Raw genomic sequence first — 17287 nt, 5'->3', positions numbered from 1 at the left:
AACGGCCCCGCCACGCATGCGGCGGCCGGCTGCCGGACGCAGGCAGGAACGCGAATAATCAATCGAAACATGAGGGCGTTCCGATCATGAATTACCGTCTTGCCAAGGGCCTGCTGGGCCCTGCTTCGCTGTTGATGGCCGCCGCCATGTGCGCCGCTCCTGCCATGGCGCAGGAGGAAGCACCCGGCGCGATCACCGTCTCGGGAAGCGCTGCGCTCGTCACCGATTACCGTTTCCGCGGCGTCTCGCAGACCGACAAGGAAATGGCCGTTCAGGCCGGCGCCACCGTCACCCACCGCAGCGGGTTCTACGTCGGCACCTGGGGTTCGAACCTCTCCGGCTGGGGCACTTTCGGCGGCTCCAACATGGAGCTGGACCTGATCGGCGGCTACTCCACCGAAGTCATGAGCGGCGTGAAGCTGGACGTCGGCCTCACCTGGTACATGTATCCGGGCGGCGCCAGCGATACCGACTTTGCCGAACCTTACGTGAAGCTCTCGGGCGATCTCGGCCCGGCCACGGTGCTGGTCGGCGTGGCTTATGCGCCGAAGCAGCAGGCGCTGGGCAAAGTCTACGCCAGCGGAGCGGACTATGCGGACGGTATCGGCCGCCCCGGCGCCAAGTCGGACAACTTCTACATGTGGGCGGACGCCGGCGCCGGCATCCCGGGCACGCCGCTGACAGTGAAAGCCCACCTCGGCTATTCGAACGGCAACTCCGGCCTTGGCCCCAACGGGACGAGCGTGGCGCCCACCGGCGAATATCTGGACTGGCTGATCGGCGCCGACGCGGTGTTCGGCCCGGTCACGTTAGGTGTCGCCTATGTCGATACCAACATCTCGAAGTCGGAAAGCGCCTATCTGCTTCCCAACTTCTCCTCGACCAAGAACGGCTCCTCGATCGCCGGGTCGACCGTGTTGTTCTCTGCCACTGCGGCGTTCTGAGCCGGAGGTCCGCACCGGGCCAGCCATGCCGCGAAATCGGCATGGCAGCGCTCGGCGCCGAAATGCTCTGCGACCGCACGCCGCGCCGCCTCCCCCAGCGCGCGGCGCGCCTCGCGGTCGGCATCGAGAGCGATGACGGCATCCGCGAAGTCCTCGGCCTCTGCGGCGACGCGCACGGCGCCCGAGCAGATCGCCTCCACCCCCTCCACGGTAATCGGAGTGGCGACCACGGCCTTGCCCCCAGCCATCGCCTCCACCAGCTTGATCTTCAGCCCCGACCCGAACGTCAGCGGCGAGATCACCACCGAAGCGCGGGCGTAAAGCGGCGCCAGATCGTCGACCAGTCCGAGCAACCTTATGCCCGGTCGCTCGCCCGCTGAAAGCCCGCGCGCCACCGTTCCGGCCACGTCGAGTACGACGCCCGGCCGCGTCGCCCTCACGCGCGGCCAGACCTGCTGGCAGAACCATTCCAGCCCGACGACATTGGGTGCCGTATTGCTGCCCACGAACAGCAGCCGCCCCTCCTCCCCAGGTATCGCCGCCGCGACCGGCTGTGCCGCCATCGGCGTAAGGATGGCCTCCACGTCCGGCACCTCACGCAAGAGGAAGTCCGCCTCGGCCGCCTGAATGGCCAGCACGGCATCGGCGCGCGCAAGCATCGCCACTTCGGCATCGCGATCGACCAAGGCGACCGAGTCCGCGCCGCCCCCCGCCCGCGCATGAAACAGGTCATGCATGACGATGGCCGTCGGCACGCCACAGGAAGGCGCTGAACAGGCCCGCATTGTCGAAGTGCCGCCGGCATCGGCCGATACCCCGACGCAACGGGCGGCCCCACGCGTCTGGGCCGAGCTTTCGACATCGTGATCTCCTCGCTGGCGATCCTGGCCCTGCTGCCGCTGATCCTGCTGACCGCGCTCGCTATCCGCTCCTCAGGCAATGGGCCTGTGCTGTTCGTCCAGCAACGCGTCGGACATGGCGGGCGGCCTTTTCCCTGCTTCAAGTTCCGCAGCATGGTCAGCAACGCACAGGATGTACTCGAACGGCTGCTCGTCGAGTCGGAGGAAGCGCGGAGCGAATGGGCCATGGATCAGAAGCTGCGCCGCGATCCACGCATCACGCCGGTGGGCCGGTTTCTGCGCAAGAGCGGCCTCGACGAACTGCCGCAACTGTTCAAAGTCCTTGCCGGGCATATGAGCATCGTCGACCCGCGCCCGATCATTGCTTCGGAAATTCCGCGTTACGGCCATCGCTTCGATGCCTATTGCTCGGTCAAGCCAGGGCTGACCGGGCTGCGGCAGGTGAGCGGGCGCAACGCGGTTTCCTACGAGGCCCAGGTCCGCCGGTCCGTGACGCTGCGGGCATCGCGGTCGATCATGAATGAGCGGTGTGCGCCGCCCAGCCCGATGGGCGAACTCCAGCCCAGCCAGCTTTCGCCGGGCCGTTCCCAGTCCGCCACGGTCATGCTTTCGCCGCTCCGCGTCTGCCATGTCCCGAGATCGTCAAAGCGCTGGAACGATTCCAGGTTCTCCGCCCGCGCGGCGGCAAGCGCGGCCACGTAGTCTTCCAACTCGCGGTCGCGCCGTTCCCAATCGACCCAGCCGATAACGTTGTCCTGACAATAGGCGTTGTTGTTGCCTTGCTGGCTCCGCCCGAACTCGTCGCCCGCCGTCAACATGATCGTGCCGGTCGAGGCGAACAGCGTGCCAAGCATCGCCATGATGTCCGCCTTGCGCGCGGCGAGGATTTCGGCGTTCTCTGCCACGCCCTCCACGCCGTGGTTCCAGCTGAAGTTCTCTCCGTGCCCGTCGCGGTTCTGCTCGCCATTAGCCCAGTTGTGGCGGGTCTCGTACGACACCGTATCGGCCAGCGTGAAACCATCGTGCGCGGCCAGAAAGTTGACCGAGCGGCAGACCGCGTCCGGCCCCACTGGCCCGAATATGTCCGACGATCCCGCCAGCCGTGTCGCCAGCGTGCCGATGCCGCCGTCGCCGCGCCAGAAGCGACGGACATCGTCGCGATAACGGTCGTTCCATTCGAGGCAGTTCGCCGGGAATTTGCCGAGTTGATAGCCGCCGGGACCGACATCCCACGGCTCCGCGATCATGACGCGGGTGGAAAGCACCGGATCGGCGGCGATTTCGGCGAAGATCGGCGCGGCGGGATCGAAGCCCGGCCCGCGCGCGAGGACCGGCGCCAGATCGAAGCGAAAGCCATCGACACCGCAGGCCGTGACGAAGTGCCGCATCGCATCGAGCACCAATCGCCGCACCTCGGGATGGGCGAAATCGAGCGTGTTGCCGCACCCCGTGTCGTTGATGAGCGCGCCATCCGGGGCATGGGCATAGGCCGCATTGTCGAGCCCCCGCAGCGAGATCACGCCGCCCGCCACATCGCTTTCGCCTGTGTGGTTGAACACCACGTCCAGCAATACGCCGATCCCTTCGGCATGAAGCGCGGCGACCGTATCGCGCAGTTCGGCAATGCCGCCCGGGCAAAGGCCGGGATCGAGCGCCATCATCGCCACCGGATTATACCCCCAGGCATTGACGAGCCCGAGCGGCGGCAAGTGGCGCTCGTCGATCCAGGCAACCACCGGCATGAGTTCCACGGCCGCGACATGCAGCTTCTTCAGATGCGCCAATACCGCCGGATGCGCGAGCGCGGCGACGGTGCCGCGCACGGGCTCCGGAACATCAGGATGCAGCTTCGTGAAAGCGCGGACATTGACCTCGTAGACAAGGCCGCCGGGCGTGAAATGCACCGGCTCGGGCGTGACTGGCGGCCGCAGCGGGGGCATCACGGCGCGGGGCACGATATCGGCGGTGTCCTCGCCAAAGATCGTCAGCCGGGGATCCTGCACGAAGCGCCGGTCCAGTTCGACCGCGCGCGGATCGACCAGCAGCTTGGCCGGGTCGAACCACAACCCGCGCGAGGGCGCCCATTCACCAGCGGCGCGGTAGCCATAGTGGAGACCCGTGCAATCGCCCGGCAGTTCAATCGTCCAGTCCGGCCCCTGCCGGGTCATTGCATGGCGCGTTTCGTCCGGCCCATCGAAGCAGCAGAGCCAGACGCTGTCGGCCAGCGGCGAGCGGACCGTGAAGCGGGTTCCGCCCTGTCCGACTGCGGCCCCGCTCATCCGGCCAGCTTGTGATAGAGCCTTGCGTAAGCCGCCCCGCTCGCGCTCCACGAGAAGTCCGCCTTCATCGCATTGCGCTGGAGCATGCTCCAGCTTTCGGGCTCGTGCCAGAGTTCGAGCACACGGGTCAGCGCGGCAGCCATGGCGTCATAATGCACCCCGTCGAACTGTACGCCGGTGGCGACGCCTGCCGCCAGCGCTGCCGGGTTGGCGTCGATCACGGTATCGGCAAGACCTCCGGTGCGCGCCACCACGGGGATGCAGCCATAGGCAAGGCCGTAGAGCTGCGTCAGCCCGCAGGGTTCGAAGCGGGAGGGGATCAGGATCGCATCGCCGCCGCCCTGCATGCGGTGCGACAGGTCTTCGTCATAGCCGAAGCGCAGGCCGATCCGCCCCGGATGGCGGGCAGCGCCTTCGCGGAGCTGGCGCTCGATGGAACGGTCGCCGGCGCCCAGCAGTGCCAGCCTGCCGCCGATGCCGGCAAGGTGGTCCAGCACTTCGGGCAGCACGTCCATGCCCTTCTGCCAGGTGAGACGGCTGACGGCGATGAACAGCGGGCCGTCGTCCTCGTCCAACCCGAATTCCACTTCCAGCGCGCGCTTGTTGGCCTTGCGCTTGTCCAGCGTGCGCGCCGTGTAACGGGCGGCGAGTACCGGGTCCGTCGCGGGGTTCCACAGTTCGGTATCGATGCCGTTGAGAATGCCGCTGACGGCATTGCCACGCGCGATCACCAGCCCTTCGAGCCCCATGCCGAAATTCGAGGAGCGGATTTCGCGCGCATAGGTAGGGCTGACGGTGGTGACGGCATCCGCGCAGGCCAGCCCCGCTTTCAACATGCCGAGGCCGCCGTGGTATTCCACGCCGTCCATCGTCCACGCCGCTGCGGGCAGGCCGACGCTGGGGAATATCTCGGCGCCGAACCAGCCCTGAAACGCCATGTTGTGCACCGTAACCACAGAGGGCACCCGGCCGCTTTCGCCGCCCAGTGGCGCGAAGCGCAGATAGGCGCAGGCCATGGCCGCCTGCCAGTCATGCGCATGGAGCACGTCATAGCGCTGAGGCTTACCCTTGCTGACCACCGCCCCGCCCGCGATATCGGCAGCGGCACGGCCGAAGGCGGAAAAGCGCCGCCAATTGTCGCCCCAGTCGCGCCCGGCTCCGTCGGTATAGGGCGCGCCGTCACGGGTGAAGAGCGCCGGGGCATCGAGCACCAGCAGCGGATAACCGTCGATCTTCGCCGAAAGCAGCCGCGCCGGCACGCCCAGCAGCGATTCCCAGGTATGGACCGCCTTGGCCCGGCCGATCGCCTTCAGCACCGAGGGATAGCCCGGCAGCAGCGTGGTCACTTCCACCCCGTTTGGCGCGAGCGCGGCTGGCAAAGCCCCGGCAACGTCGGCCAGACCGCCAGTCTTGATAAGGGGAACCGCTTCGGATGCGACCGACAGAACCTTCAACTATCTATCCTTCTTCGGCCGATCAGAGTTCCAAACGCTCGATCATGCGCTTGGTGATCAGGCATACGCCATTGTCGGTGCGGCGAAAACGCTGCCCGTCCAGAACGGGGTCTTCTCCCACCACCAGTCCTTCGGGGATGCGCACGCCGGAATCGATGATCACCCGGCTCAGCCGCGCGTGACGACCGATGTTGCAGTAAGGCAGGATCACCGCTTCGTTGACGGAAGAGTAACTGCCCATCTTCACGCCGGTAAACAGCAGCGAGCGCCGCGCCAGCGATCCGGAGACGATGCAGTCCTGACTGATCAGCGAGGAGATTGCCTCGCCCCGCCGCCCTTCCTCGTCATGCACGAACTTGGCAGGCGCGGCGACGACGGTGTCGGTCCAGATCGGCCAGTCGCGGTCGTACATGTTGAGCTTGGGCACGGTGTCGGTGAGGTCGAGGTTGGCGTCGAAATAGGCGTCCACGGTGCCGACATCGCGCCAGTATTCGCCGATTTCCTCGGCCGCGCGTATGCAGGAATTGGTGAAGCGGTGGGCCTGCGCCTTCCCGTGCTTGACGATGTAGGGGATGATGTCCCCCCCGAAATCGCGCTTGGAATCGGGTTCGGCGGCATCGCGGCGGAGTTGTTCGAACAGGAACTCCGTATCGAAGACGTAGATGCCCATGGAGGCCAGGCAATTGTCCGGATCGCCGGGGATCGTCGGCGGATCCTTCGGCTTTTCCAGGAACGAGGTGATGACGTCGTCCTTGTCGACATGCATCACGCCGAACGCAGTCGCCTCCTTCTTCGGCACGACGAGGCAGCCCACGGTAACATTCGCGCCGGAGTTGACGTGCTGTTGCAACATCAACTCGTAGTCCATCTTGTAAATGTGGTCGCCCGCCAGGATCACCATGTACTTGGGGCTGTACGATGCGATGATATCGATGTTCTGGAACACCGCGTCCGCCGTGCCCTCGTACCACAGCATTTCGGAAATGCGCTGGCTGGCGGGCAGAATGTCGAAGCTTTCATTGCGTTCCGGCCGCATGAAGTTCCACGCGCGGTTCATATGGCGGATCAGGCTATGCGCCTTGTACTGCGTGGCCACGCCGATGCGGCGGATGCCCGAATTGATCGCATTGGACAGCGCGAAATCGATGATGCGGCTCATGCCCCCGAAATAGACCGCCGGCTTGGCACGATTGTCGGTCAATTCGGCAAGACGACTGCCCCTCCCGCCCGCGAGCACATAGGCCATGGCGTCGCGTGCAAGCGGCGATCCGGAGGTACGCATCTCAATCACTCTCCCTTGCAGACAGCGGGCCCGACGGTGGGCCGCATCCTCAGTCTTCGAATTCCAGCATGATGGTCGACAGCGGCGGCAGCGTGACGGTGGCGTGGCCATCGGCAGCCTTGACGGCACCCAGATTGCCCTTGCCGCTGCCGCCGTAAGTCAGCGCATCGGTGTTCAGTACTTCGTTCCAAGTGCCCGCCAGCGGCAGCGGCAGGCGATAGCCGGTCAGCAGCGCCGGGGTCATGTTGGAGATAACCGCGACGGGCTTCGCATCGGGCGTTTTGCGCAGCCACGCAAAGACCGAGTTCTCGGCATCGTCCACCACCAGCCATTCGAACCCGTTGCCATCGCAATCGCCGGCGTGGAGCGCGGGTTTGGTACGGTAGAGCGCGTTCAGGTCCTTCACCAGATTGCGCACGCCTTCGTGCGCCGGAGCATCGCGCAGTTCCCAATCGAGCGCGCGTTCCTCGCTCCATTCGCGGCGCTGGGCGAATTCCTGCCCCATGAACAGCAGCTTCTTGCCGGGATAGCCCCACATCATGCCGTAATAGGCACGCAAGTTGGCGAACTGCTGCCAATCGTCGCCGCTCATCTTGCCCAGCAGCGATCCCTTGCCGTGGACCACTTCGTCATGGCTGAGCGGCAGCACGTAGTTCTCGCTGAAGGCGTAGGTCAGCCCGAACGTGATGTCGTTATGGTGATAGCGACGATGCACCGGATCGCGGCCCATGTAGCGCAGCGTATCGTGCATGAAGCCCATGTTCCACTTGAAGCCGAAGCCCAGTGCACTGGCGCGCTTCCCATCGTCCACTTCGTAAGCGGGTTGCGTCACCCCCGGCCATGCGGTCGATTCCTCGGCAATCGTGATGACGCCGGGATGCTGGCCGTAAAGCGCGCGGTTGACGGCGCGCAGGAAGTCCACCGCCTCCCAGTTCTCTCGGCCACCCTGCGCATTGGGGATCCATTCGCCTTCCTTGCGCGAATAGTCACGGTAGAGCATCGAGGCGACGGCATCCACGCGCAGCCCGTCCACGTGATAGCGGTCCGCCCAGAACAGCGCGTTGTTGACCAGAAAGCTCACCACCTCACGCCGGCCGAAGTTGTAGATCAGCGTATTCCAGTCCGGCTGGAAACCCATGCGCGGATCGGCATGTTCGTAAAGCGCCGTGCCGTCGAAGCGGACGAGCCCGTGCTGGTCGGTGGGGAAATGCGCCGGCACCCAGTCGAGAATGACGCCGATCCCCGCCCGGTGCGCACCATCGACGAAGCGCGCGAAGCCCGCCGGTTCGCCGAAGCGCGCGCTGGGCGCATAGAGCCCGGTGGTCTGGTATCCCCATGACGGATCGTAGGGGTGCTCGCTGATCGGCAGGAATTCGATATGGGTGAAGCCCATCTCCACCACATAGGGGATCAGCCGATCGGCCAGATCGTCCCAGTTGAGGAACCAGTTGAACCGGTCACGCTGCCACGAACCGGCGTGAACCTCGTAGATCGAGACCGGCACCTTGCGCGGATCGACTTTGGCCCAATGCGCGCGGTGCGCCTCGTCCCCCCAGTCCAGCTTGGCCGGGTGCGCGGTCATCGAGGCAGTGGCCGGGCGGATTTCCGACATAAAGGCGAAGGGATCGGCCTTCAGCGGCTGCTCCGCGCCGTCCGCGCCGATGATGTGGTACTTGTAGGCGCGATAGTCAGCGATGTCGGGGATGAAGATTTCCCACACGCCGATGTCCTTGCGGTCGCGCATGACATGGCGGCGCGGATCCCAGTCGTTGAAATCGCCGACGACGCTGACCAGCCGAGCATTCGGCGCCCAGACCGCGAAGTGGACGCCGCCCGCGCCCTCATGCGTGATGATATGCGCGCCCAGCTTGTCGAACAGGCGGAAATGCGTGCCCTGCGCGATCAGCAGATCGTCGAGCGGCCCCAGCACCGGCCCGAAGGTATAGGGGTCTGTAACCAGCCATTGATGCTGCCCGTCCGAACAGCGGTAGCGGATCGGCTGCGGCTTGGCGATCAGGCGGCCTTCGAACAGGCCGCGATCGTCCACTTTGCCCAGCATGCCCAGCCGCCGCCCGCCCAGGCTGAACGCCTCGACATCCTCGGCCCCGGGCAGGATCGCGCGGACGAAGGTGCCGTCAGGTCCGGGCAGCACGCCCAGAAGCGAAAACGGGTCGACATGAACGCCTTGAAGGAGAGCTTCTATCGCACTTTCCGGTGGTTTCAGACTGTCCCTTGGCGTCACAGAACCTTCCAGATCTCTCTCGCATATTCGGCGATTGTCCGGTCGGACGAAAACCACCCGACATTCGCAATATTGCGTATCGTTGCCGCGCGCCAGCGTGAAGTATCTTCCCACCAGGCATCAACCGAACGCTGCGCGGCGGCATAACCGTCGAAGTCGGCCGCGCACATGAACCAGTCATGGTCATAGATGCCGCCGATCAGATCCTTGTAACGATCGGGGTCATCGGGAGAGAATACGCCCGAGGATATGGCGGTCAGCGCCTGACTCAACTCACGTGATCCGTCGATGACTTCGCGGGGATTGTAACCGCTGGCGCGTTTCTGGGCCACTTGATCGGCAGTCAGGCCGAAGATGACGATATTGTCGTCCCCCACATGGTCCTTGATCTCGACATTGGCGCCATCGAGCGTGCCGATGGTCAGTGCACCGTTCAACGCGAACTTCATGTTGCCGGTTCCGGAGGCCTCCATGCCCGCGGTCGAAATTTGTTCGGACAGATCCGCCGCCGGGAAGATCCGCTCGCCCAGACTGACGTTGTAGTTGGGCACGAAGACCACCTTCAGCAGCCCGCCCACCGAAGGGTCGGCATTGACGCGCCGCGCGATGTCGTTCGCCAGTTTGATGACCAGCTTGGCGTTGTGATAGCTCGGCGCCGCCTTGCCTGCGAAGATCTTCACGCGCGGCACCCAGTCCCGCTCCGGATGGCTGCGGATCTGGTCGTAGAGCGCCACCGTCTCGATCAGGTTGAGCAGCTGCCGCTTGTATTCGTGGATGCGCTTGATCTGCACGTCGAACAGCGCATCGGGATCGAGCCGCACGCCCATGGTCTTCTTGATATAATCGGCCAGCGCCACCTTGTTGGCGCGCTTCACTTCGGCCACGCGCTCACCCAGTTGCTTGTCGTCGGCATGGGCGTTGAGGTCGGACAGCTTTTCCGCGTCATCCAGGAAGCCGTCACCGATGGCGTCGCGAATCACGCGGGTCAGGCCCGGATTGCACTGCTGCAACCAGCGGCGGGGAGTTACGCCGTTGGTCTTGTTGTTGATCCGCGTCGGGTAAAGGCGGTGGAGATCGGCGAAGACCGTCTCCTTCATTAGTTCGGTGTGCAGCGCGGCCACGCCGTTCACCGAATGCGATCCCACGAAGGCGAGGTTCGCCATGCGCACGCGCCGCTCGCCGCCCTCGTCGATCAGAGAGATCGCCGCGATCTGCGCATCGTCGCAGCCCGCCTTGCGTGCTTCGCGCAGCACGCGGCTGTTGATCGCGTAGATGATCTGCATGTGGCGCGGCAGCATCCGCTCGAACAGCGGCAGCGGCCAGGATTCCAGCGCCTCGGGCAGCAGGGTGTGGTTGGTGTAGGAAACCGTCTGGCGGCACAAGTCCCACGCCTCGTTGAACTCAAGGCCGTTTTCATCGACCAGCAGCCGCATCAGCTCCGCCACCGCGACCGAAGGGTGCGTGTCGTTCAGCTGGATCGCCACCTTCTCCGGCAGCGTGCGGATATCGCCTTCGTACTGGACGTGGCGGCGCACGATGTCCTGGATCGAGGCGGCGGTGAAGAAATACTCCTGCCGCAGCCGCAGTTCCTGACCCGCAGGGCTGGAATCGGCGGGGTAGAGCACGCGCACCAGACTGTCCGCCCGCACCTGCTCCGCCAGCGCCCCGAAGTGGTCGCCAGCGTTGAAGGCATCCAGCTTGATCGGGTCGAGCGGGCTGGCCGTCCACAGCCGCAGCGTGTTCACGCGCTTGCCGCGCCAGCCGACGATGGGCGTGTCGATCGCGGTGGCCTCGACCTGCTCGGCCGGATGCCAGAACACGCCCTCGCCCTCTGCCACCACTTCGCCGCCGAAGCCGATGCGGTAGGTGCTTTCCACCCGCTCGAACTCCCACGGGTTGCCGTGGGCCAGCCATGTCTCGGGCAGTTCGACCTGCCAGCCATCGTCGACGCGCTGGCGGAACATGCCGTTCTTGTAGCGGATGCCGTAGCCGTAGGCCGGGATGTCCAGCGTGGCGAGGCTCTCCATGAAGCAGGCCGCCAGACGACCGAGTCCGCCGTTGCCCAGCGCCGCATCGGGCTCAAGCTCCTCCAGCGCGGCAAGGTCCAGCCCGTGCGCGGCCAGCGCCTTCTCGAACTCGCGCGTCATGCCCATGTTCGAAAGCGCGTCGCGCAGCAGGCGACCGATCAGGAACTCCATCGACAGGTAATAGACCCGCTTGCCGCCCGTATCGTACGTGCGGCGCGTGGATTCGAACCACTTGTCGATAATCTTGTCGCGCAGGGCCAGGATCGACGCGGTGTACCAGTCGTACTGCTTGGCCGCGCGCTCGTCTTTGCCCACGCGGTTGCGCAGCACGCTGACGATGTGCTTGTCCATCTCGGACGGGGTTTGCACGGACGCAAGGGGGCCCGCATCGGAAACGGAACCGGAAGTGTCTGACACAGGATCGGTAGCCACGGGCACACTCCTGAACGGGCCGACCGCCGGACAGAAAATCGCCAGACGGCAGCAGTTTACGTCATCGTCAGGATGCCTGGCTGCGCAAGCATCCCTATCCCTTCCCGACTTCCTCCCCCCCCCATGGCTAGCACAGCGTTGCAGAGCGGCAAGAGCCATTGTGCGCTGCCGCAAAAAATTCGCCAGCCCGCCGCGCCGATGCTATAGCGGCACGCTCCGCCAGCCTTCGCGAAAGGTGCGCATGACCCTGGACCATACCCCTGCGGATACCCCTCTGGGCGAGCCTGCCGAAACATCGCCTGACTCGTCCGCCCGCCCATGGTGGCAGGGCGCGGCGATCTATCAGATCTATCCCCGCAGCTTTCAGGACAGCAACGGGGACGGCGTGGGCGATCTGGCCGGGATCACCCGCCGGCTGGACTATGTGGCGGCGCTGGGCGTCGATGCGATCTGGATATCGCCCTTCTTCACATCCCCGATGCGCGATTTCGGCTATGACGTGGCCGATTACTGCGGGATCGCCCCGGTGTTCGGCACGATGGCGGACTTCGACGCGCTGGTCGCCCGCGCGCACGAACTGGGCCTGAAAGTCCTGATCGATCAGGTCTATGCACACACTTCGGACCTGCATCCGTGGTTCGCGGAAAGCCGCCAGAACCGCGACAACCCGAAAGCCGACTGGTACGTCTGGCAGGATCCAAACGAGGACGGCACCCCGCCCAACAACTGGCAATCGGTGTTCGGCGGCCCGGCATGGACCTGGGACGCGCGGCGGCGGCAATATTACATGCACACGTTCCTCAAGGAGCAGCCGCAACTCAACATGCACAATCCGCAGGTGCAGGACGCGGTGCTGGCCGTTGCGCGGTTCTGGCTGGAGCGCGGGGTGGACGGCTTCCGGCTCGACGCGCTGAACCACGCGATGCACGATCCGGAACTGCGGAACAATCCGCCCGCCCCCGAAGACGGTCGCACGCGCAGCCGTCCTTTCGATTACCAGATCAAGAAGTACAGCCAGTCGCACCCCGGCATGGTAGCGGTGGTCGAAAAACTGCGCGCGGTCTGCGACGAATTCCCCGGCGTCCACACCGTGGCGGAGATCGGCGGCGATCATCCGCAGGCTGACCGGCGCGCCTACACGGCGGGCGATCACCGGCTCAACAGCGCCTATGGCTTCGACTTCCTCTATGCCCCGGCGCTGACGGCCGGGTTCGTGGCCGAGACGCTGGCGCGCTGGGAACTCGCTCCCGGAGAAACCGGCGGCTGGCCAAGCTGGGCCTTCGAAAACCACGACGCTCCGCGCGCCGTCTCGCGCTGGTGTACGCCCGAGGATCGCCCCGCTTTCGCTCGCGTAAAGATGGCGCTGCTCACGGCGCTGCGCGGCAATGTGATCGTCTATCAGGGCGAGGAACTGGGGCTGGTTCAGGACGAGATTCCTTTCGAGCAATTGCAGGACCCGGAAGCCATCGCCAACTGGCCGCTCACTCTCTCCCGCGACGGCGTGCGCACGCCGTTCCCATGGGAAGAGGCCGCATCGGGCGGCTTTACCACCGGCGCGCCGTGGCTGCCGATGTCCGGCGAGAACCTCGCGCGCGCCGCTGCGGTGCAGGAAGCCGATTCGGAATCGTTGCTGCACTTCACGCGCCATGTCCTGTCGCTGCGAAAGGCGATCCCCGCGCTCCATCACGGCAGCCTGATCGACTGCACGGCCGACGGTTCGCTGCTGACTTTCGAGCGCGACGCGGGGACCGCGCGGGTGCGCTGCTTGTTCAACCTCTCGGCGGAACCGATAGACCTGCCCGAACCGGCCGAGGGCATGATCGTGCTCTCGGTAAACGGCGCCGATCACGACCATCTGCCCGCTTATGGCGCGCTCTGGCTGGGGATCGCCTGAGGCCTGCGCTCAGGAAATCGGATTTGCCGCGCGATCCCGCCCGCGGCGGCAAAATCCTTCTATAATAAGTATACTTACTGATCCTACCGCGAACGTCGAGACAGCCTTGCCCGCGTTATCGCGGGGGTCGGCACCACATCGCGGGTTTGGCATGGTTCTCAAGCGCATATCGCCGTCGCAAGTCGAATTGGGGATGTACATCCAGTCCTTCCACGGCAACTGGCTGCGCCACCCGTTCTGGCGCGCGCAGTTCCTGGTAGAGGACGTGGAACGGCTGGAAACCGTCCGCAACAGCGAACTCGACGCCGTCATCATCGACACCGAGCGCGGCGCCGACGTTCCCGCCGAAGACCCGCCCGCCCCCGCGCCGACCGCGCCGTTCCACATGCGACCGGTGCAGCGCCGCATGGCCTCCGTCCCGCCGCCCCGGGGTGCGATCATCGCCAACGGCGCCTCGCTGCGCTCCGGTCCGATCCCGATCAGCCGCGAATTCGGCAATGCCCGGCTGGTGGCCGGCAAAGCCCGCAAGACGGTTTCCAAAGTCTTCCTCGCAGCCCGGCTGGGCAAGGCGCCGCGCGTGATCGAAGTCGCCCCGGTGGTCGATGACATTCACGCCTCGATCGAGCGCAATCCTTTCGCTTTCTCCGGCCTGATGCGTTGCAAGTCCGACAGCGAACCCGTCTATCGCCACATGCTGGCGACCAGCGCGCTGATGGTCTCGCTGGCGCGGCAGATGCGGTTGCCCCCGGGCGAATCGCGGCTTGCGGGGATGGCCGGGCTGCTGCTCGATATCGGCGTGGCCCGGCTCGACGTGGAGATCGGCGACGAGGCTGGCGGCATCGCCCGGCTCGATCCCCGGCTCTGGGAGCGCCACACCCTGATCGGCCGCGACCTGCTGGAAGCCGCCGGCGACATGCCCGATGCAGTACTGCACGCGGTGGGCCGTCATCACGAACACCTTGACGGCAGCGGCTGCCCACTCGCCCTGACCGACCGGGATCTCGACCTGTTCTCGCGCATGGCGGCGATCTGCGATTTCTACGACCTCGCCTGCTGCGGCGCCCTGACCGGCACGGTGGAAGACCCGTCGCACGTGCTGGCCCACATGAGCGAGCGGCCGAACCTCTACGACGCCGAGATCGTCGCCCGCTTCATCGAGGCGGTGGGCGTCTATCCGATCGGCTCGTTCGTGACCTTGCGCTCGGGCCGCATCGCCATGGTCGTCGATCAGGATCCCGAGGCGCCGGAATTGCCGACCGTCCATGCGTTCTATTCGGCCGAGACCGGGCGTCACGTCGGCGGGCACACCATCGCCCTGGCCCATTGCTATGGCGAGGATGCGATCATGGGTGTGGCCCGGCTGGAAAACTACGCCCTGCCCCCGGCCAGTACGCTGCGCGAGCGGATCTCGGCGCAGATCCAGCGGATGGTTTAGTTCGCGCGGAATGGTGGGTGGCCAGCGGGGATTCTGATCCAAGACCTTCCTTTCCGGATGCGCCTAAATTGCGGAAGCTGGGATGACGATCGAGGAATGGCAGTTCCCCGCGTATCGTCATCCTGAAACAAGTTCAGGATGACGTGAAGGAGGAGGAAGTTTCGCATCTTCCCAAATCTGGCTATCCTGCGCGATCCGCCGCCAAAACAGCCACAACCACTTTCCAATTGATTGACTGTCTGACCTGACCCCAACCCGCTCAGGCTGAGCTTGTCGAAGCCCCGTCGGCGTAGCGCTGATCCAGCATCCTTCGACAAGCTCAGGATGAGCGGGATGAGGGAGAGCCAGCCCTAGACAAGCTGAGCCAAACACCCCCGTCGCCCCCGCGAAGGCGGGGGCCCCGCCTTCGCGGGGACGACGGGTGAGGCTCAATCCAAAGAACTTGCGAGCAGTCCGCTCCTCACCCGGGCTGCTGCGTCCACTCCACCCGGTACAGGTCGAACCGCCGGTCCTTCAGGTTCTGCACCGCCCCTGCCTGACGCGCGGTCAGCAGCGCGTCCAGACTGAGGTCGGCAATCGCGATCGTCTCGGTATTGGGCGCGGTATCCGCCGCCACGCCGTCGCGCGCGAAGGGGAAGTCCGAAGGCGTCAGGATCGCGCTTTCGGCATAGTGCACGTCCATGTTCTCCACGTTCGGCAGGTTCCCCACCACGCCGGAAGTGACGACATAGCACTGGTTCTCCACCGCGCGGGCCTGACAGCAGTAGCGCACGCGCAGGAACCCGCGCCGCTCGTCGGTGCAGAACGGCACGAACAGCATCAGCGCGCCCTGGTTGACGAGGTGGCGGGCCAGTTCCGGGAACTCGCTGTCGTAACAGACCATCACCCCGATCGGCCCGCAGTCGGTGGGGATCACATTGGCGCCGTAGCCGCCCTTGATGTTCCACCACTTGCGCTCGGACGGCGTGGGATGGAGCTTCTGCGTCTCATGCACCGCCCCGTCGCGCAGGAAGGTATAGGCGATGTTGCGAATCTCGCTCTTGCTGCCGCCCAGCTTCACGCGGGTGGGATGCGATCCGCCGACGATGTTGATGTTGTAGCTCACCGCCATGCGCTGCATGAATTCGACGAAGCGCTCGGTATAGGTCGCGATCTTTTCGATGGCCTGCGCCGGCTCCAGCTTGGTTTCCTCGATCGAGAGCAGTTCCAGCGTGAACAGCTCCGGGAAGACCACGAAGTCGCTCTCGTAATCGGCGGCCACGTCGATCCAGTATTCGACCTGTTCCTCGAACTGGTCGATGGTCTCGATCTTGCGCATCATGAACTGCACGGTGGCGACGCGCACGCTGGAGGGCACGCGCTCCTTGAAGCCCGGGATCGCCTTGCCGGTGTCGCGCGGGGCGAGCGGGTTGGTCCAGTACATGATCACGGCGTTGCCGCCGCTCTCGCGGTCGTTGGGCAGATAATCCGGCAGGATCCCGCGCGGCTCGTAGCCCTCGTTCATCTGGAAATTGATGACCTGATCGCGCAGCTTCTTGTTCTTCACCGCCTCCAGATAGTCCGCCGGGTTCGGGTACTGGCGCTTGCGGCGCGAATAGCCGGGCATGCGGCCGGCGAAGGCAATGCCTTTCAACTCGAAATACTGGCAGACTTCCTTGCGCTTGCGATAGAGCCGCTGGCCGATGCGCAGGCGCCGGTAATCGGGATCGACGCAGACCTCGAAGCCATAGAGCACGTCGCCCCCATCGGCAGGCGGGCGGCCGTAGCCGCCGTTGCTGATCTCTTCCCAGGTATGCGGGCGGAATGCCTGATCGGCGGTGACGATCATCGTCGCACAGTGGCCGACCACTTTGCCTTCGTACTCGGCGACGAACTGGCCTTCGGGGAAATTGATGACCTGCCCGCGAATTTCGGCGCGGGTGAAGCCGTCCGGCTTGCCGTAGACCTTGGTGGAAAGCCGGGCGATGGCGGGCGCATCGGCAACCGTCGCGGGGCGGATGATGAGCTTGGCTTTGATCTGATCCATGAGCCAAGGTTTACGCGCGGGAAGGCCAGCGGTTCCAGCCCCGAAAACGAGTCTTTTTCGTTGTATGGCGGGATATTTCCGGCGTGCCGACCGTTCTACCGGGCAAAGGAGAAAGATCATGAGCGCAGCCCTCATCGCCCTTGCCCTGTTCGGCTGCAGCGACGACGGGTCCGCTTGCGAGCGCCTCCCCATTCCCGTCCAGACTTACGAGAGTCGTGCCGCTTGTACGGCGCGGCTGGACGATGCGCTGGCCACGCAGGACGCCCTGCGCGCCGATGCGCCGACCGTCTATGCCCAGTGCCTGACGACGCGACAGCTTGCCGCGCTCGGCAAGGGCACGGTCGATCTGACGCGGTTCAACGATGTGCGGTTTGCCGCCCGATAGGAAGGGCCAAGTTAGAGAACGCAACCC

General features: G+C 65.2%; 12 protein-coding genes and 1 pseudogene. 6 read left to right on the top strand and 7 right to left on the bottom strand.

Going from position 1 to position 17287, the window contains the following annotated elements; genetic code table 11:
• The first annotated feature begins 86 nt into the window (after window positions 1–86).
• The gene (locus AC1VVK_RS14085) at window positions 87–944 is read left to right on the top strand and encodes a TorF family putative porin (protein WP_482903457.1); all 858 of its coding nucleotides are present in this window, start codon (window positions 87–89) and stop codon (window positions 942–944) included.
• Here AC1VVK_RS14085 and AC1VVK_RS14080 read toward each other — a convergent pair.
• Window positions 857–1681 (bottom strand): glycosyltransferase, encoded by an 825-nt coding sequence (locus tag AC1VVK_RS14080; RefSeq protein ID WP_482903456.1) that lies wholly within the window; start codon window positions 1679–1681, stop codon window positions 857–859. The genes AC1VVK_RS14085 and AC1VVK_RS14080 overlap by 88 nt on opposite strands.
• Here AC1VVK_RS14080 and AC1VVK_RS14075 point away from each other — a divergent pair.
• A complete protein-coding gene (locus AC1VVK_RS14075) occupies window positions 1680–1811 on the top strand; it encodes a hypothetical protein (RefSeq protein ID WP_482903455.1) in 132 nt (43 codons plus the stop codon). The genes AC1VVK_RS14080 and AC1VVK_RS14075 overlap by 2 nt on opposite strands.
• Window positions 1808–2260, top strand: a pseudogene (locus AC1VVK_RS14070) (sugar transferase); the annotation flags it as partial. The gene AC1VVK_RS14075 and the pseudogene AC1VVK_RS14070, both read left to right, overlap by 4 nt.
• A gap of 8 nt (window positions 2261–2268) precedes the next feature.
• On the opposite strand, the gene glgX reads toward AC1VVK_RS14070, so the two are convergent.
• From glgX to AC1VVK_RS14045, 5 genes are read right to left on the bottom strand one after another with little or no spacing between them, the layout of a single operon-like run.
• Window positions 2269–4083, bottom strand: a complete 1815-nt coding sequence (glgX, locus tag AC1VVK_RS14065; protein WP_482903454.1) for a glycogen debranching protein GlgX — start codon at window positions 4081–4083, stop codon at window positions 2269–2271.
• Window positions 4080–5537, bottom strand: a complete 1458-nt coding sequence (gene glgA, locus AC1VVK_RS14060; protein WP_482903453.1) for a glycogen synthase GlgA — start codon at window positions 5535–5537, stop codon at window positions 4080–4082. The genes glgX and glgA overlap by 4 nt, the downstream gene beginning before the upstream one ends.
• 22 nt (window positions 5538–5559) lie before the next feature.
• Entirely contained in the window at window positions 5560–6819 is a 1260-nt protein-coding gene (glgC, locus tag AC1VVK_RS14055) for a glucose-1-phosphate adenylyltransferase (RefSeq protein WP_132389170.1), read from the bottom strand.
• A 49-nt stretch (window positions 6820–6868) separates the two neighbouring features.
• A complete protein-coding gene (glgB, locus tag AC1VVK_RS14050; RefSeq protein ID WP_482905173.1) occupies window positions 6869–9043 on the bottom strand; it encodes a 1,4-alpha-glucan branching protein GlgB in 2175 nt (724 codons plus the stop codon).
• Window positions 9044–9057: 14 nt separating this feature from the next.
• Window positions 9058–11439, bottom strand: a complete 2382-nt coding sequence (locus AC1VVK_RS14045) for a glycogen/starch/alpha-glucan phosphorylase (protein ID WP_482905172.1) — start codon at window positions 11437–11439, stop codon at window positions 9058–9060.
• A gap of 322 nt (window positions 11440–11761) precedes the next feature.
• Here AC1VVK_RS14045 and AC1VVK_RS14040 point away from each other — a divergent pair, with 322 nt between their 5' ends.
• Window positions 11762–13414 carry an alpha-amylase family glycosyl hydrolase gene (locus tag AC1VVK_RS14040; protein ID WP_482903452.1) on the top strand — a complete coding sequence of 551 codons (1653 nt, stop codon included), beginning with the start codon at window positions 11762–11764 and terminating at the stop codon, window positions 13412–13414.
• A gap of 151 nt (window positions 13415–13565) precedes the next feature.
• Window positions 13566–14849 (top strand): cyclic di-GMP phosphodiesterase, encoded by a 1284-nt coding sequence (locus AC1VVK_RS14035; protein ID WP_482903451.1) that lies wholly within the window; start codon window positions 13566–13568, stop codon window positions 14847–14849.
• Between the two features lie 460 nt (window positions 14850–15309).
• Here the strand turns inward: AC1VVK_RS14035 and AC1VVK_RS14030 are convergent, their stop codons facing one another.
• Complete coding sequence (locus tag AC1VVK_RS14030; RefSeq protein ID WP_132389162.1) at window positions 15310–16875, bottom strand: bifunctional GNAT family N-acetyltransferase/carbon-nitrogen hydrolase family protein; 1566 nt, start codon at window positions 16873–16875, stop codon at window positions 15310–15312.
• A gap of 118 nt (window positions 16876–16993) precedes the next feature.
• Between AC1VVK_RS14030 and AC1VVK_RS14025 the strand changes: the two genes are divergently transcribed.
• Window positions 16994–17260: a hypothetical protein gene (locus AC1VVK_RS14025; protein WP_482903450.1), complete on the top strand. Its 267-nt coding sequence runs from the start codon at window positions 16994–16996 to the stop codon at window positions 17258–17260.
• Window positions 17261–17287: the final 27 nt, after the last annotated feature.

It is taken from the genome of Novosphingobium sp. BL-S-32 (genome assembly GCF_056857055.1).
The sequence above is the reverse complement of the archived record's forward strand: the minus strand, read 5'-3'. Positions and strand labels throughout refer to the sequence as shown.

What these genes read in the sequence shown, in the direction of transcription:
- AC1VVK_RS14085 (WP_482903457.1), top strand. Translation starts at nt 87, where the DNA reads ATGAATTACCGTCTTGCCAAGGGCCTGCTGGGCCCTGCTTCGCTGTTG.
- AC1VVK_RS14075 (WP_482903455.1), top strand. Translation starts at nt 1,680, where the DNA reads ATGACGATGGCCGTCGGCACGCCACAGGAAGGCGCTGAACAGGCCCGC.
- AC1VVK_RS14080 (WP_482903456.1), bottom strand. Translation starts at nt 1,681, where the DNA reads ATGCATGACCTGTTTCATGCGCGGGCGGGGGGCGGCGCGGACTCGGTC.
- glgX (WP_482903454.1), bottom strand. Translation starts at nt 4,083, where the DNA reads ATGAGCGGGGCCGCAGTCGGACAGGGCGGAACCCGCTTCACGGTCCGC.
- glgC (WP_132389170.1), bottom strand. Translation starts at nt 6,819, where the DNA reads ATGCGTACCTCCGGATCGCCGCTTGCACGCGACGCCATGGCCTATGTG.
- AC1VVK_RS14045 (WP_482905172.1), bottom strand. Translation starts at nt 11,439, where the DNA reads ATGGACAAGCACATCGTCAGCGTGCTGCGCAACCGCGTGGGCAAAGAC.
- AC1VVK_RS14040 (WP_482903452.1), top strand. Translation starts at nt 11,762, where the DNA reads ATGACCCTGGACCATACCCCTGCGGATACCCCTCTGGGCGAGCCTGCC.
- AC1VVK_RS14035 (WP_482903451.1), top strand. Translation starts at nt 13,566, where the DNA reads ATGGTTCTCAAGCGCATATCGCCGTCGCAAGTCGAATTGGGGATGTAC.
- AC1VVK_RS14030 (WP_132389162.1), bottom strand. Translation starts at nt 16,875, where the DNA reads ATGGATCAGATCAAAGCCAAGCTCATCATCCGCCCCGCGACGGTTGCC.
- AC1VVK_RS14025 (WP_482903450.1), top strand. Translation starts at nt 16,994, where the DNA reads ATGAGCGCAGCCCTCATCGCCCTTGCCCTGTTCGGCTGCAGCGACGAC.